We start from the raw sequence: 14,290 nt of genomic DNA, 5'->3' as shown, positions 1-14,290 counted from the left end.
GCCTGTCGGGTCGGTCCCCGCGGGGCTTCCATCAGTTGTTAGGCAGGGCAGGGGCTCTCAGGGGCGCAGCAGGCGGGATCAACCGCCAGAACCACACCGAGCAGGTCCGTGATGGCATGGCTGAGCCTGGCATCGGCGAGCTCGTACCGGGTCCGGCGACCATCGGGTAGGGCCACGACCAGGCCACAGCCGCGCAGGCACGTCAGGTGGTTGGACATGTTCTGCCGGGAAACACCCAAGGTCTCTGCCAGTTTGGAGGGGTACGCCGGTTCCCTGGTCAGGGCCAGCAGGATCCGGGCTCTCGTGGGGTCCGACACGGCGTAACCGAACCGCGCGAGCACGGGGGCGTGGGTCAGGGTTTCCATGTCCTTAAAAGTACATTGAATCGTGAATACACGCAATTATGTACATTAAGGGGGCGGCCTTGGCCTGCCAGACCAATTTCCTGCACAGACCAGGCCGCTCTGGTCGCGGGCTGGCTACCGCTACTGGATCTGGCATGCCCCCAGGGAGGCGCCGTGGGGTCGGAAGGAATTGCTAGTGGTGGCCGCCGCCATGATGTCCGCCGCCGCCATGGCCGCCCCGGCGGCGGTCTGTGGACCCGCCGAGCAGGTCGCGCAGGAAGCCTCCGGGGGCCTGGCGCCCGCGGTCCTGCTCTGGGTAGTAGGGCGGAGGCTGGGGGGTGTAGCCGGGCGGGGTAGGTGGCTGGGCATAGAACCTGGCTTCGGCGGCCATGAGTTGTTCCAGTTCGCCGCGGTCCAGGAAGATGCCGCTGCAGCCGCTGCACTGTTCGAGGGTGACCTCGAAGCGTTGCATGGGCAGCATCGTCGAACCGCATTTCGGGCAGGGCATCGTGGCGCCCTGCGCTGCTCCGCCGGGTTGTGTGAACGACATGATGGTGGGCTCCTGTTGGTTGGGCGCGGCAACGTGAAAGAACTGTGCCGTATCCCGCCACGCGGTGGGCGGCATAGGGGCATTGTTACACAAGAACCTGTAATATCAACCTGTGAAGACTGCGATTGAAACAGGTGTCCTGGCACGCTTCGGCAAGGCTCTGGCGGATCCCACCCGGGCCTCGGTGCTGATGCGGTTGAAGGAGGGCCCGGCTTATTCGGGGGAGCTGGCCGAGCTGGTGGGTGTGAGCCGGCAGATCCTTTCCAATCACTTGGCGTGTCTGCGTGATTGTGGTCTTGTCGTGGCCACGCCCGAGGGCCGCAGGGTCCGGTACGAACTCGCCGACCCGAAACTGGCGCATGCCCTTGAGGACCTGCTGGGAACCATTCTGGCGGTGGAGTCCGTCTGCCAGTGCACCACCCCCGGGGATACGCCATGAGTTCCGGGCGGTCTTCTGTCGTCCGGAGTGGGCGCGGCGGCAGGAACGCTTGCCTCCGGCCCGCCTGCTGAGCGAGCCGGCGTGGGCCAGGTGGGCGTCCTCAGTTTGCCGGGGTCGGTGCAGGTAGCTGTGCACGGGCGTTTCCGGGGGCTGGTTTGAGCGGGCTCGGGGCGGGAAAGCTCCGGTGGGGTCTCCTGTTGGCTGTCACTGTCCTGGTGTTGGCCGCGGCGGGCGTGTATGCGGTGGGCGCGTTTCAACGGTTTGAGCAGAGCCGCCTGGCCGCGCCGAACGTTGGTGTGGTCGCTGGGCAGCCTTTGCCGCAGGAACCGTTTGTCCTTTTCCGGAACACAGCGGCCGGCCAGGGGTATGGCAACGCGGCGACGGTGCCGTTGGCGGCGCCCGGTGGCGCCCGGGCTGTCAGCGGGCAACAGTGCGACCGGGTGTACGGTGCGGCGCGGACCGTGGTGTGTCTTCGGTCCAATCGCGGATTGGTGACGACCTACGACGTCTCGGTGCTCGATGATCAGTGGCAGCAGATGCGTTCGTGGCCGTTGTCCGGGATCCCGAGCCGGACCCGGATCAGCGGCGACGGATCACGGATCGCGACCACCGTGTTCGTCTCGGGCCACTCGTATGCCGTGGCTGGGTTTTCCACCGCCACGGAGATCAGGCAGGGGACCGACAGTCCGGTGAATCTTGAGGATTTCGCCCTGATGGTCAATGGCGAACGGCTTGTCTCGGCCGACCGGAACATCTGGGGGGTGACCTTCGCGCCAGGGCAGGATGACGTTTTCTACGCCACCGCCGCTTCGTCCGGCAGGATCTGGCTGGTGCGCGGGTCCCTCGGCGCCAGGACCCTGACCGCTATCGCCGACAATGTCGAATGTCCCTCGCTTTCACCGGACGGGACCCGGATCGCCTTCAAAAAGAACATCGGCGAACCGCTCGCGGCGCACTGGTCCGTCGCGGTGCTGGATCTTGCCACCGGGCAGGAAACGGTCCTGGCGGAGAAGCGAAGCGTCGATGACCAGATCGAATGGCTCGATGACCGGACCCTGTTGTATGGGCTGGCCGACGAGGCCACCTCGGGGGACACCAACATCTGGAAGCTCGGCACGGATCCGGGCACGGCACCATCGCTGTTTATCGAACACGCCTGGTCACCGGCAGTACTCCGCTGAGAACCATCGGCTGCGGGCATCGCGTTGGGTTTCAGTGGTTGCCGCGGCGAGGTCCGGTCAGGTCAGGGGCCCGGGGATGCCGGGGCGGTGCTGAAGAGAACGTCGACGAAGTAGTTGGTGGCGTTCCACGAATTGGTGGGCGCGAGCCCCCCTGTGCCGTAAACGTAGCGGCCGTTGGCAGGCCCGGGAGCCGTGAAAATGCCGGCGGCCCAGGTGTTGGTGAAGAAAGCCGGCGTGTAGGAGTAGCCTCCGTTCGGTGCCAGGTAGGACACGATGTAGGTCTGCCCGGGTGTCAGGGTCACGGGGCTGGGCAGCGCCGCGGTTTGCCAGCCGGTGCCGGTCTCGTCGGTGAAGGTGACCTGGGCAAGCCGGGTTCCTGCCGCATTCCAGAGGGACCCGGTGTGTGTTCCGGTGTTCCCGGGTCCTTTGTAGAACCGGATGCCCGTCACGGTGCCGGGTTCGGTGACTGCGAACGCTGTCCCGAGTTCCACGGATGAGGGGTCCTGCGCGGACGCTGTTTGTGGTTCCTGGCCACCGAACATCGAGGTTTGCGTGGCGTCCGGATCAGCTGTGGTGAACTGCCAGGTGGTCGTGGGCAGGCTCTGGCCTTGGTTGGTCTCGATGTTGTCGACGCTGGCCACAATGGTTGCCTTGGCCGGCACGGCAGTGGCCGGGGTGAAGGTCAGGGTCCGGCCGTCGCCGGACAGGGTGGTGGTTCCGGCCACCGTCGAGCCGCCGGCGGTGAGGGTGAAGGTCGCCCCGGTGGTGATGGGGGCGGAGAAACTGAGGGAGGGTTTGACGGTGTCCGGGACCATGCTTGCACCCGGGGCAGGGGTGCGGGAGGTGATTGTCAGTGGTGGCAGGGTCGGGGAGAAGACCAGGTCCACGAGGTAGCTGGCGGTGGAGGCCGAGCCGGGGTACCCGCCGGTGTAGGTGAACGCGCCCGAATCCTCGGCGGTGCGCAGGGGACCGGAGGAGAACCCGTTGCCGAAACCGGTCCGGGTGTAGGAGTACCGTCCGGTGGGGGCGGTGTAGGCGACGATGTATTCGGTGTTGGCCTGGACGGTCACGGGCGCGTCCAGGGCGGCCGTTTGCCAGCCGGAGCTGCTTTCGTTTGTGAAGGTGACGGTGGCCAGTTCCTGGCCGGAGGTGCTGTACAGATATCCGGTGTGGGTTCCGGTGTTGCCGGGGGCTTTGTAGAAGCGGAGGCCGGTGACGTCCCCGGCGGTGTCGGTGGCGAAGCGGGTACCGAGGGTCAGCGGCACCCCGTCGTTGACTTCGCTGGTGCCGGGCAGGACGGTGTCCTGGTAGAGGGTGCAGGGGCACACCCCGGGTGTCCGCGGTGCCGGGACGGTGGTGAAGGACCAGGTTCCTCCGGTCAGCGGCCGGCCGGAGGCGGACGTCGCGTTCACGGTTGCCGTGTAGGAGGTGCTGGCGATCAGGGGCGCTCCGGGGGTGAAAGTGACCTGCCGGGTGTCGGGGTCGTAGGCGGTGGTCCCGGGAACGGCGGTCCCGGAGCTGGTTTTCAGGGCCAGCGCGGCGCCGTTACTTCCGGTGGCTTCGGACAGCACGGCGGTCACGGGGGTTTCCAGGGCGATGCTGGAGGAACCCGGCAGCGGGGTTTGCCCGGTGAGGGTGAAGACCTGTGGTGGGACGTTGACGAGGACATCGACCAGGTAGCTGGCGGTTGAGCGTGAGCTGGGGAAGCCTGCGCTGTAGGTGTAGGCTCCGGCGTCGGCCACGGTCCGCAGCGGCCCAACGTTCAGCCCCGGCCCGAAGCCGGCCGGTGTGGCCGAGTAGGTTCCGGTGGGGGAGGTGTAGGAGACGATGTAGTCGGTGTTGGCCGTCATGGGCACGGGTTGGCTGAACAGGGCTGTTTGCCAGCCGGAGCTGCTTTCGTTGGCGAAGTCAACGGTGGCCAGTTGCTGGCCGGTGGCGGTGTACAGGGCGCCGTTGTGGGTGCCGGTGTTGGTGGCGGACTTGTAGAACCTGAGGCCGGTCACCTCACCTGCCGCGACGCTGGAGAACCGGACGCCCAGGGTCAGGGTAGTGCCGTCCTGGATCTCTGCGATGCCCGGTGTGGTGGAGTCATTAAACAGGCTGCAGGGACAGTCCCCGGGAACGGGGAGGCTCGCCCCGGTGGTGAAGGACCAGGTGCCCCCGGCGGTGACGGGGCCGCCTTGGGCGTCGGTGCCGGCCACTGCAGCAGCGTAGGTGGTGCTGAAGGCCAGTGCGGAGGATGGGGTGAACGTTGCCCGACGGGTGGCTGGGTCATAGGCAGTTGTTCCGGCAACGGGACCGGCGGGGGACTGCAGGGTCAGTTGGACGCTGGCGGCGGTGACTGGTTTGGAGAAGACCGCGCTGACCGTGGTGGTGGCGGGGACACTGGAGGAGGACGGGAACGGTGTGTGTCCCGAGACTGTCAGGGGTGAATTGTCCACGGTGGTGAACAGGGCATCGGCGAAGTAGTTCCCGCCGTTGTAGCTGCTGGTGGGGTAGCCGGGGGAGGTGCCGTAGACACCGGCCGGTTCGGCGCCGAAGCCGCCGGCGACCTTTAGCGGGGCGTCCTCGGATCCGGAGCTGGCCCACTGGTAGTTTTGCACGGAGTAGCGGCCGTTGGGCGCCCAGTACGAGACCGTGTATTTCTGTCCTGCCGTGACGGGGACTGACTGGCTGAACAACGTGCTTTGCCAACCGGAGGCTGTTTCGTTGGTGAACGTGGCCGTGGCCAGGCGTTCCCCGGCGGAGTTCCACAAGGACCCGGTGTGGGTGCCGGTGTTGGCGGCACTCTTGTAGAACCGGATACCGGTGATGAACCCATCCACCGAGGGTGTGAAGCGCAGGCCCATTTCGTAGGCGCCACCGTCGCCGGAGTCCTGCACGGCCGGGACGGTTTGGCCGAAGACGCTGTAGGGGCCCTCCAGGGCCACGGTGGCGGTCGCGGCGGGGCCGATGTTGGCGCTGTCGTCGACGGCGCGGACCTTGATGGTGGCTGTGGCGAGGCCTTTCTGGATGTAGGTGTAGGTCCAGTTTTGTTTGCCTTGGGCGGGGTGCCAGCTGGTTCCGCCGTCGGTGGAGACTTCCACACCGGCCACGACGCCTCCAGTGTCGGTGGCTGTTCCGGTGACCGTGACGCTGGCACCGTGACCGATGGTGGCCCCGTTGGCCGGTGTGGTGATGATGGTCGATGGCCCCGTGCTGTCGTTGCTGGCTGTTGCCGCGACGAGCCCGGCGGCGAGGGTTGCCGGTTGGGCGCCCATGTCGGCCAGTAGGTTGACCTGGGCTTGCCGCATCCGCGGGTCCGCCGGGGCGCCCTCGCCGTCGTGGACCTGGTCCAGGCCCCAGCTCCACTGCACGCTGCCGGCGGAGAACACCAGGGCCCCGCTTGCAGCCCGGTAGAGGGTCACGTGGTGTTTGGTGGTGCCGGGGGCGACGGTGGTCCCGAAGTCCTGCAGGTATTCCGGGACGTCCCCGACCGTGGTGGACAGGCGCACGAGGCCTGCGGGCCGGAACCCGTTATCGAGATCCTCGTCCGATTCGTACCCTACGGTGTGGGGTGCCAGCTCGGCCGAGGAACCGGCCGGCAGTGTGGTCAGGGAGGTGTTGCGCCAGAGCCGTGTTTTGCCTTCTTCCGAGGAAACGGTGACCGGCAGGTCGGAGTAATTGGACATGTAGATGGTGCCGGTCAGCGCGTTCTCGGGCAGGCCACCGCCGTTGGCCTGGGAGGCGAAGCGGGGGTCCCGCCAGGTGCCGGTCCATTCCGGGCTGGGATCGATCTTGGCGTGCGCCCAGGTTTCCTTGTAGGAGGTCAGGGTCCTGCCTTCCCCGCCGTCGACGCTCGAGGGCTCGAACCGGGTGCGCCAGTAGCCTTCGTTGCCGGAGAGGAACTGCAGGTTCACGCCCGCGTCCCGGGCCGCGGCGATGTTGGCCCGTTGCGGGCCGGACCAGTATTCATCGTGGCCCACGGAGAGGAACACGTTGTGGTTGAGCAGCTGGGCGCCGTTCCGGTGGGTGTCGAGGCCGCTGATGTAGCTGACGTCGTAGCCGTTCTGCTCCAGGAAGCGCACCATGGGGTATTCGTTGGCGAAGTAGAAGTCACGGCCGCCGGGTCCGCCGCGTGTCGCTACCGGACGGTTGTAGCTGACCTTGTACGCCCGGCCGTTCGGACCTTGGTAGAAGTCGGCCCCGCCGTAGGGGTTGTAGGCCTGCCAGGACGGATCGGACGTTTGGAAGACGACATCGGAGGTGCTGCCATCGTTGCGGACGATGAACGTGATGTGGCTTTGCCCGCCGGTGTCGGGCCGGGTCAGCAAAGCGACGTAGATCCCGGACACCGCGGTGGCCGGGACCTGCCACGTCGCCGACACCGCCCAAGTGCCGCAGTCGTAGAGGCCGGTGCTGAGGTCGTTGAGGCATTGCGGTTGGTTCTGGCGCATGGTCGAGGGTGTGACATCGGCGATTTTGCGGGCCCCGTCGCCGCCGTACCAACCGGTGCGGTAGACCGCGATGGTGTAGGTGGGGGCATCGGTATCGATTTTGAACCGGATCGGATCACCGGCGTTGACGCTGATCTCGGTGGAGAAGCCCTGGATGCTGTCATCTCCGGGTCCGGTGATGTCCCACTCCGAGGCCGGGCTGCCCGGCTTGGAGTTCTCGCAGACCACCGGATTCACCACGGGCTCGCACGGCCCGACCGCCGTGGCAGAGGGGACGCCCAGCGGCAGCACCGCAGCAACCAAAGCCAGGACCAAGGGCGCGACCAGGCGCGTGAAAGTGGGGCGGGGGCGGTTGGCTGAACGACCGGGCATCGGAACTCCTGCGAGGGGGCACGTCTGTTGCGGTATGGGTCCATGCCTGCCGCACAGTCCCTGCTTGCCGCTCCCCAGCCAGAGTCAAACCACGATCTTCACTTCACTGCCGGGGCAACTGTGAACGTTCCGACGACACCAGACCTGGCACACCACGTCCGGAAAAGACGACCGGACTGCGGCGAGCCACCGGAACCATCCCAGTCACCCTTGGCAGGAGTGTAAGGGTCCCCGACAGGTGGCCGCAAGGCCATCACCCCAAAGGGCGCCTGCCTCGGGGCCTGAGGGTACTGATCCGGCGGCGTCCCAGGGTGCCCGGCCCAAGGGGCCACGGTCGGTGGGAGGCGGTCAGGCTTGGACGAGCAGGCCGGTCAGGAACATGGTGGCGAGTCCGAGGATGATGCCGGCGCTGCCGAGGGGGTTAAGGATTTTCCCGGTGGAGTCTTTCATAAGGGGGAGGATTTTGAAGGCTACCTGAGCGACGGCGCCGGCGCCGAGCCCAAGGAGGAAAGCCGCGAGCGTGGGTTGGTAGACGCTGGCTCCGATGAGGGCCCCTGCGATGGCCGGGGCACCTGCGATCAGGCCCAGCACGGCGAGCCGTCCCAGTCGGGCGGGTTCCTTCGCGAGCGGGGTGACGATGGCCAGGCCTTCGGTGGTGTTGTGGATGGCGAAGCCCACGATCAACGTGGCCCCGAGCGCCAAGGAACCTACAGCGTAGGCCGAGCCGATGGCCAGGCCTTCGCCCAGGTTGTGCAGGCCGATGCCGATGGCAATCAGCAGCGCGAGTCTGCGTGGCGGCAAGACCGCCGGTGTTCCAGCTGGCGCCGGTTCCTGGTGCCCGCGCATCCAGGCGTCGGTTGCCTCAAGGACCAGGTAGGCGGCGAAGGCGCCGAGGAACACCACCAGCGGCCCGCCGAATGCGCCGCTGCCGGCGACGAGCTCCATCCCTTCGAGGGTGGCGTCGACGGTCAGGAAGGCAAGGAGGCCGACGGTGACACCGAGCAGGAGCCGGATCCAGGAGGCTGAGGAGCGGCGGATGAAAGGCATCCACAGCATGCCCAGCGCTACCGGGATCACACCGACGTAGATGCCCAGCAGGGTCATGAGTCCGAAGAACGACGTGCCTCGCTCCGGGCTCAGCGCCGCAGCGTCGACGGTGGCCGGGATTTTGCCGCCGATGGAGGTCACGAGGGCGATCTCGTATGGGTCTCCGTCCACCCAGTGGTAATTGACTGTCAGGGTTGTGGCCTCCAGCGGTGCCATGGTGTTGCGGGTTTGGGTGAAGGAGGCGTAATAGTCCGAGACGTTCACCTGGGCGATGGTGACCGGGTCGGGGCCTTCGTTGCGGGCGGTGATCTGGATCTGCCCGGGAAGGAAGCGGACGTCTTCGATCGTGACTTCTTCCTTGGGAGGGGCGCCTTCGCCGAGTTTGGCCAACCCAGGGCCGTTGAGCAGGGCGAACACTGCCATCAGAACAGCGATCAGGACCACCGGTCCCAGGCCCAGGAGCCAGCGGGGCATGGACGGGCGGCCGTCTCGGGCCGCGGCCGGTGTGGGCGTGCTGGTTTTTTCGTCGATACTCATGCCGGGTTCACCTCGAAGAAGCCCATCCAGCCGAGCTCGGCGAACTCGGTTTTGTGGGCGTGGAACATGTACTTGCCCGGGTAGGGGAAGCGGATCTCCACGATGCCGCGTTGGCCTTGGACCTGGGAGATGGTGTCCGTGAACTCGCTCGGGGTGAGCATGGTCCCGGTGGGGTAGTAGTGGAAGAAGTTCCCGTGCACGTGGAACGAATTGATCGGGTCATATTCGAGGACGTTGATCAGGTGGATCCGGACCAGTTCGTTTTGCTTGACCTGGACGGGGAAGTCCATGAAATGGAAGGGCAGGCCGTTGACCGAGTAGAACTCGTTGTCGTCCCCGCCGTCGGTGTTGTAGCCGTTCATCACCATCACCATTTCGTCGCCTGCGGCGGGCCTGCCGTCCTTCGGCTCGATGATGAATCCGCCGTAGAGTCCCTTGGCGATGTGCGGGGCAAGCGGTGACTGGTGGCAGTGGTAGAGGTGGGTGCCAAACGGTGTGGCATCGAATTCGTAGGTGAAGCTTTGGCCAGGGGAGATCGACCCGGCCCCGATGCCGGGTGTACCGTCCATCTCGGCGCGGTGGACACCGTGGAAATGCATGGTGTGCGGGTGCGCGCCGGCGTTCGTGAAATGGATCCGCAGCAGATCCCCTTCACGCGCCCATAGCGTCGGTCCCGGGATCCTGCCGTTGTAACTCCAGCCCGGGAACGTCACTCCCGGGGCGATCTCAAAATCCTTATCCACCGCAATGATGTCCCACTCGCGCAACGTCCGGCCGTCCGGCAGCGTACTGGTCTTTCCCCGGTCGAAATCCCGCAGGATCGCTGTGGGGTCGATGCCGGCCCTGTCAGGCATGACCGAGCCTCCGGCGAACCCGGCGTGGCCGGCATGGCTCATGCCGGTGGCGTCCGCCGTCAGCGCCTTGGCTGTGACCTGCTCGCCGGTGGATGCGGGAGCGGCCGCTCCTTGGTTCGGGGTGCCGTGGCCGGCGTGCTGCCCGCCATCACTGGCGCGGGCCCCCACGGGCGTCAACGCCGAGAACGCCGGGACGGCGGCGAGGGCCGCGGCGCCGGAGAGCATAGATCGCCGGGTGAGCAGCTTCTCGATGCTGAATTTCGGCACTGCAAACTCCTTAGGTTTCCCCTTTGAAACAATAGTGTTCGATAAGGCTAACATTTGCGGGGCCCGGCAAAGTAGTATGAAGCAATGCTTGTTTCTGACCTCTCCGCATCGGCCCAGGACTATCTGAAGCTGATCTGGTCCGCCACGGAGTGGACCGCGACGCCGATCAGTGTTGGCGCCATGGCTGAGCGCCTTGGCGTGCGTCCCCCCACGGTGTCCGATGGGATCAAGAAGCTGGCGGCGCAGGGATTAGTGACCCACGCACCCTACGGCAGCATTGAGCTGACGGATGAAGGTCGAAAGCATGCCGTCACGATGGTGCGAAGGCATCGCCTCTTGGAGACATTCCTCGTCCAGGTTCTGGACTACGGCTGGGACGAAGTCCACGAGGAGGCCGAAGTCCTCGAGCACGCCGTCTCTGACAAACTGATCGAACGCATCGACCAGCATCTGGGACGTCCCACGCGCGATCCGCACGGGGACCCCATTCCTTCCATCGGCGGGCCGCAGTGGCAGCCCATTGCTACCCAGCTTTCGGCCGCGGAAGCCGGTGTTACCGTTACGGTCACCCGTATTTCCGACGCAGACCCGGAGATGCTGCGGTACTTCACCGAACTTGGCTTGTCACCGGACACTGAGTTGTCCGTCCAGGAGCATCGCCGCTACGCAGATCTCACGACGATCCGTCTCAGCGGCCAGGAACGAAGCATTGATCTGGGGTCTTCCGCCTCCGACGCGATCTGGGTAGTGGCCGTTTAGCCGGACCACTTTTGACCCTCACCCATGCCGCGGACCCAGCATCTTGGCTTGCAGAATCAGTGGTGGTCTCCGTGTTAGAAGACTGCCGCAGCAATGGTGCTGCGTGGACAGCATGCGAACCAACACGGGCCGGAGACCCGTGCCACCGTTTTGGTCCGGCCGGTGTCGGCCGTTGTTGGTGCGGCGTTCTTGGCTCTCCCGGTGAAGCTGCCCGACGCGCACACCGGGCTGAAGAGCTGGGGCAGTGGCCCCGCGGGAAGCTCCGCGCGCGACCACTGCCTCCTTGGTGCTCAGCTAAAGAGCTGCTCCCCGACGAAGCCGCCGGGTGCGCATCCTGGGGGGATGGCGAACACGGCCGAGCCGACCGGGGTTGTCCACTCGTTCAGCAGGTCAAGCTCGTCCAGACTGCGTTGGATGGGCACGAACTGCTGGTCCACATCTGCCTGGTAGGAGGCGAAGATCAGTCCGGAATCTGACAATGCTCCGGTTCCGGGGGATGCGTCGTAGTTGAAAGCACGTCGGAAGATCCGCTGGTTTGGATCCTCCGGGCGCGCCCGCCTCAGGTGGGAGAACTCGGCGATCACCGGGAAACCGACAGGATTGACGGCGGCGAAGTCGGGGTCATCATGTTCGCCGCTCCCCGTCAGAGGTGCCCCGTTGGAGAGCTTGCGTCCAACGGATTCTTCCCTCCCGGAGCGATCCAGTTCGTCCCACTTGTCCAGGTTCATGCTGATTCGACGGATGACTAGCGACGTTCCATTCTCGGTCCAGGCGGGAATCTTCCCGTCCCCGTAGACAACCTTTTCGAAACCCTCGGTGCCTGGTTCCGGATTGCTGGTGCCGTCCACCTGGCCAAAGAGATTCCGCATGGTGGTACCCGGTTTCTCGGTACCGTAGGCGCGCCGGAAACCTGTCTGCACCCAGCGCACCGTCGTGAAACTCCGGCTGTCCTTCAGCAGCATCCGTTGTGCATGGGCAACGGTCAGGGGATCGTCACCACAGATCTGCAACAGCAAGTCTCCGTCACTGAATTCAGGGACGAGCTTGTCGATGGAGAACGCGGGAAGCTCCTTGAGCCACGAAGGCCGCCGCTCCGGTCGCACGGCGTCGACCAAGCGGGGCCCGAACCCGAATGTCACTGTCAGCCGTGCCGGTCGAAGCGCAAGTTCGCCTTCAGTGTCGGCCAGCGCAGCCCTGCCTTGGGTGAGATTGGCGGCGTCGCTGCTGAGCAGTTTGAGGAGTGACTTAATTCGCTGTGGCGTTGATTCCGGCGACAGGTCCAGGGCGATGAAGACGCCATGTGCCTGCGCGCCGGTGTCGATCCCCGCCTGCCGGGGGCCGTAGAACGGCACGGTTTCCGAACCATTGGCTTCGACCGCTTGTGCCGGGTTGGTTGCGGCGCCGGAGCTGGCCAATTGCGCCCCGGCCGCGGCGAGGGCCCCGAGGCCTGCGGCGGCACCGCCGAAGAGCAGATGCCGACGGCGAACTCCCGTTCCGGTTTGTTCCGGCTTCTCAGTATTCGCTGGCACTATTTTGACGGGGCCCGGGTCGCGGACTCACTGTGGTTCGGCCCCGTGGACTCCTTGGTCGCGGACCCGGGTGTCGGTGAGGAGCCCTCCCCGGATGTGTACGTCTCGTTGGCGCCGGCGAAGTCCTTGACCTGAGCCGTGAACGGGATCTTGTTTCCATCGGAGGCTTCCAGCTCGAAAGTGATCTCGTCCCCCGCAATGACGGGTTTGGACAGGTCCATGAGCATGATGTGGTTGGCGCCGGGCTCCAGCTTTAGTTCCCCGTTGGCCGGGATCACGAATCCGCCTTGCTTGGCTTGCATTTGCATGGTCCCGTTGGCTCCCATGACCGTCTCGTGAAGTTCGGCCATGGGAGTGGCCGGGGTGCTGACGCTGATGATGGTCACGTCTTTGTCGCTGTTGTTGCGGATCGTTCCAAAGGCCCCGGACATTCCTGAATCAGCCGCCTTGACCCATGGTTCGGAAATGGTCAGTGCGGCCATACTTGCGGTGGCGGAAGCGGATGATGTTGGCGCGGTACCTTGGCCGCACCCGGTCAGTGCGAGAGTGGTTGCCGCGAGCATGGACAGGACGGGGTAGAGGGTCTTTTTAGACATGAATAAGCTCCTGATGGAGTCGGCCGCTGCCACGAATGACTGCCTGTGGGCAGCGGAAAGTTTGATATTTGAATGAGTGGCCGGCTTAGTCGCTTTCGCGCGCCGCCTTGCGGAGACGGCGGACGAAGCCCCACGCCAGATAGAGTCCGAGCCCAGCAACGGCTCCGAACCCGGCGGCAGGGATCCAACCGGGAACCTGTTGGAAGGGATCCGTGGCGGCCGGTGAGGCCGCCGATCCCGCCGGGACCTGTGTCGAACCCGGAGCCGGGATGGATCCGAGTTGGGCGTCGTCCCCAACAAGGAACGAATAACTGCCGTTAACCGGGTGGCCATCGCTGGAGACCACCCGCCAGCGGACCTGATACTCGCCTGGGGGCAGATTCGGAGCGAGCGGCTGGGTGAGGGTGTCCCTTGCCAGTACGGCCTCTCCTTGAGCCCAGTTGGTCGATGCGGCATCAATCACACGGATTTCGTTGCCGATTTTCAGCAAGGGAGCACTAAGCCGCAGCGCCACACTCGACGGCCCTTGGGGCAGTCGTTCGTTGGTGCCGGGAGTTGACGAGATCAAGTCGTCATGGGCGGACGCTGATGTTGCACCTGCAAGGCCTAAGCCCAGGCATAGGAGCACGGCCAGCAGCAGTGAAAATCTGCCGCTGTCAGGGGCCCGCCACGGAAAAGAACGCAAAGAACTATTTGCCATGGCTGCTTCCCACCCCGCAACCGCATTGTCGGCGGGCAGGGGTTAAAGAGTGATGAGGGCGCGACGCGCCCGGGTCATGTTGGGCCGCAGCGGTGGTCCTCGGTGACGCATCACCAACAAGGGAACGCCGAGGTTTCGTCGGGCCCGGACCGGCCAACTCGAAGGATCGAGTGCTGCCTGAGGAGCCAGGGCCAAAGGGCGGCAAACGATGAGGAATGGAATCAACCGGAGCCGCAGAGCCATGGCCAAACGAACCGCCGTGACCTCGCCATGTCTGAGCACGGCTATCGTAGCCAAGGCCGCGACGGCGTGGGCTGCCCACATCAGCGGGGAGGTGTGGTCCATGGCCGCTACAGCGCCAGGGTCCATCATCGGCAAATGGTCTGCATGGCCGGCGTGGCCAGAACGGGGGACCTCCGCCTGGGAGGCTGGGTTAAGACTGAACAGACCATGGAAGAGAGCTTGGCTCAGAAGAACGCCCGCCGAGAGCCGCCATAACGACAACACTCTGCCCGCCAAAGCCGTACACACCAGACCCGAAACGGCCAGCGACAAGGCCAGAAGCGCCGGATCCGGGGAGAAGCCGCCGGCGAAGACATGGGAGAAGGCAGCAATGGACGTCGCCGCAGCAGCCGCCGCCCAGCCACGCACCAGGCGTGCCCTTCGTTCATCCATTTTC

12 protein-coding genes are annotated in these 14,290 nt (G+C 65.5%); 3 read left to right on the top strand and 9 right to left on the bottom strand.

Annotated features, from left to right (window positions below):
- Positions 1–38: 38 nt before the first annotated feature.
- Together OCL88_RS12575 and OCL88_RS12570 are read right to left on the bottom strand one after the other, a co-directional pair.
- Positions 39–365 carry an ArsR/SmtB family transcription factor gene (locus OCL88_RS12575; protein ID WP_168529357.1) on the bottom strand — a complete coding sequence of 109 codons (327 nt, stop codon included), beginning with the start codon at positions 363–365 and terminating at the stop codon, positions 39–41.
- 172 nt (positions 366–537) lie between these two features.
- Complete coding sequence (locus OCL88_RS12570; RefSeq protein WP_264450108.1) at positions 538–969, bottom strand: zf-TFIIB domain-containing protein; 432 nt, start codon at positions 967–969, stop codon at positions 538–540.
- Positions 970–1,006: 37 nt separating this feature from the next.
- Between OCL88_RS12570 and OCL88_RS12565 the strand changes: the two genes are divergently transcribed.
- Together OCL88_RS12565 and OCL88_RS12560 are read left to right on the top strand one after the other, a co-directional pair.
- Positions 1,007–1,333 carry an ArsR/SmtB family transcription factor gene (locus tag OCL88_RS12565; RefSeq protein ID WP_264398862.1) on the top strand — a complete coding sequence of 109 codons (327 nt, stop codon included), beginning with the start codon at positions 1,007–1,009 and terminating at the stop codon, positions 1,331–1,333.
- A gap of 197 nt (positions 1,334–1,530) precedes the next feature.
- Positions 1,531–2,514 carry a TolB family protein gene (locus OCL88_RS12560; RefSeq protein WP_264398861.1) on the top strand — a complete coding sequence of 328 codons (984 nt, stop codon included), beginning with the start codon at positions 1,531–1,533 and terminating at the stop codon, positions 2,512–2,514.
- Between the two features lie 62 nt (positions 2,515–2,576).
- Here OCL88_RS12560 and OCL88_RS12555 read toward each other — a convergent pair whose 3' ends face one another.
- The 3 genes from OCL88_RS12555 to OCL88_RS12545 all read right to left on the bottom strand — a co-directional run bounded on the left by OCL88_RS12555 (position 2,577) and on the right by OCL88_RS12545 (position 10,027).
- The gene (locus OCL88_RS12555) at positions 2,577–7,322 is read right to left on the bottom strand and encodes a DUF4082 domain-containing protein (RefSeq protein WP_168529353.1); all 4,746 of its coding nucleotides are present in this window, start codon (positions 7,320–7,322) and stop codon (positions 2,577–2,579) included.
- Positions 7,323–7,670: 348 nt separating this feature from the next.
- Entirely contained in the window at positions 7,671–8,906 is a 1,236-nt protein-coding gene (locus OCL88_RS12550; protein ID WP_168529351.1) for a ZIP family metal transporter, read from the bottom strand.
- The gene (locus tag OCL88_RS12545) at positions 8,903–10,027 is read right to left on the bottom strand and encodes a multicopper oxidase domain-containing protein (RefSeq protein WP_264398859.1); all 1,125 of its coding nucleotides are present in this window, start codon (positions 10,025–10,027) and stop codon (positions 8,903–8,905) included. The genes OCL88_RS12550 and OCL88_RS12545 overlap by 4 nt, the downstream gene beginning before the upstream one ends.
- An 84-nt stretch (positions 10,028–10,111) precedes the next feature.
- Here OCL88_RS12545 and OCL88_RS12540 point away from each other — a divergent pair, with 84 nt between their 5' ends.
- The gene (locus tag OCL88_RS12540; protein WP_168529349.1) at positions 10,112–10,786 is read left to right on the top strand and encodes a metal-dependent transcriptional regulator; all 675 of its coding nucleotides are present in this window, start codon (positions 10,112–10,114) and stop codon (positions 10,784–10,786) included.
- Between the two features lie 290 nt (positions 10,787–11,076).
- Here OCL88_RS12540 and OCL88_RS12535 read toward each other — a convergent pair whose 3' ends face one another.
- The 4 genes from OCL88_RS12535 to OCL88_RS12520 form a co-directional block, all read right to left on the bottom strand.
- Positions 11,077–12,315 (bottom strand): Dyp-type peroxidase, encoded by a 1,239-nt coding sequence (locus OCL88_RS12535; RefSeq protein ID WP_168529347.1) that lies wholly within the window; start codon positions 12,313–12,315, stop codon positions 11,077–11,079.
- On the bottom strand, positions 12,315–12,911 hold the full coding sequence (locus OCL88_RS12530; RefSeq protein ID WP_168529345.1) for a copper chaperone PCu(A)C: 597 nt from the start codon (positions 12,909–12,911) through the stop codon (positions 12,315–12,317). Before OCL88_RS12530 ends, OCL88_RS12535 begins: the two co-directional genes overlap by 1 nt.
- 85 nt (positions 12,912–12,996) lie before the next feature.
- Positions 12,997–13,479, bottom strand: a complete 483-nt coding sequence (locus tag OCL88_RS12525; RefSeq protein ID WP_168529343.1) for a copper resistance protein CopC — start codon at positions 13,477–13,479, stop codon at positions 12,997–12,999.
- A gap of 174 nt (positions 13,480–13,653) precedes the next feature.
- On the bottom strand, positions 13,654–14,286 hold the full coding sequence (locus OCL88_RS12520) for a hypothetical protein (protein WP_168529341.1): 633 nt from the start codon (positions 14,284–14,286) through the stop codon (positions 13,654–13,656).
- Positions 14,287–14,290: the final 4 nt, after the last annotated feature.

Source organism: Paenarthrobacter sp. PAE-2 (genome assembly GCF_026013155.1).
GTDB classification, from domain to species: Bacteria; Actinomycetota; Actinomycetes; order Actinomycetales; family Micrococcaceae; genus Arthrobacter; species Arthrobacter ureafaciens.
The sequence above is the reverse complement of the archived record's forward strand: the minus strand, read 5'-3'. Positions and strand labels throughout refer to the sequence as shown.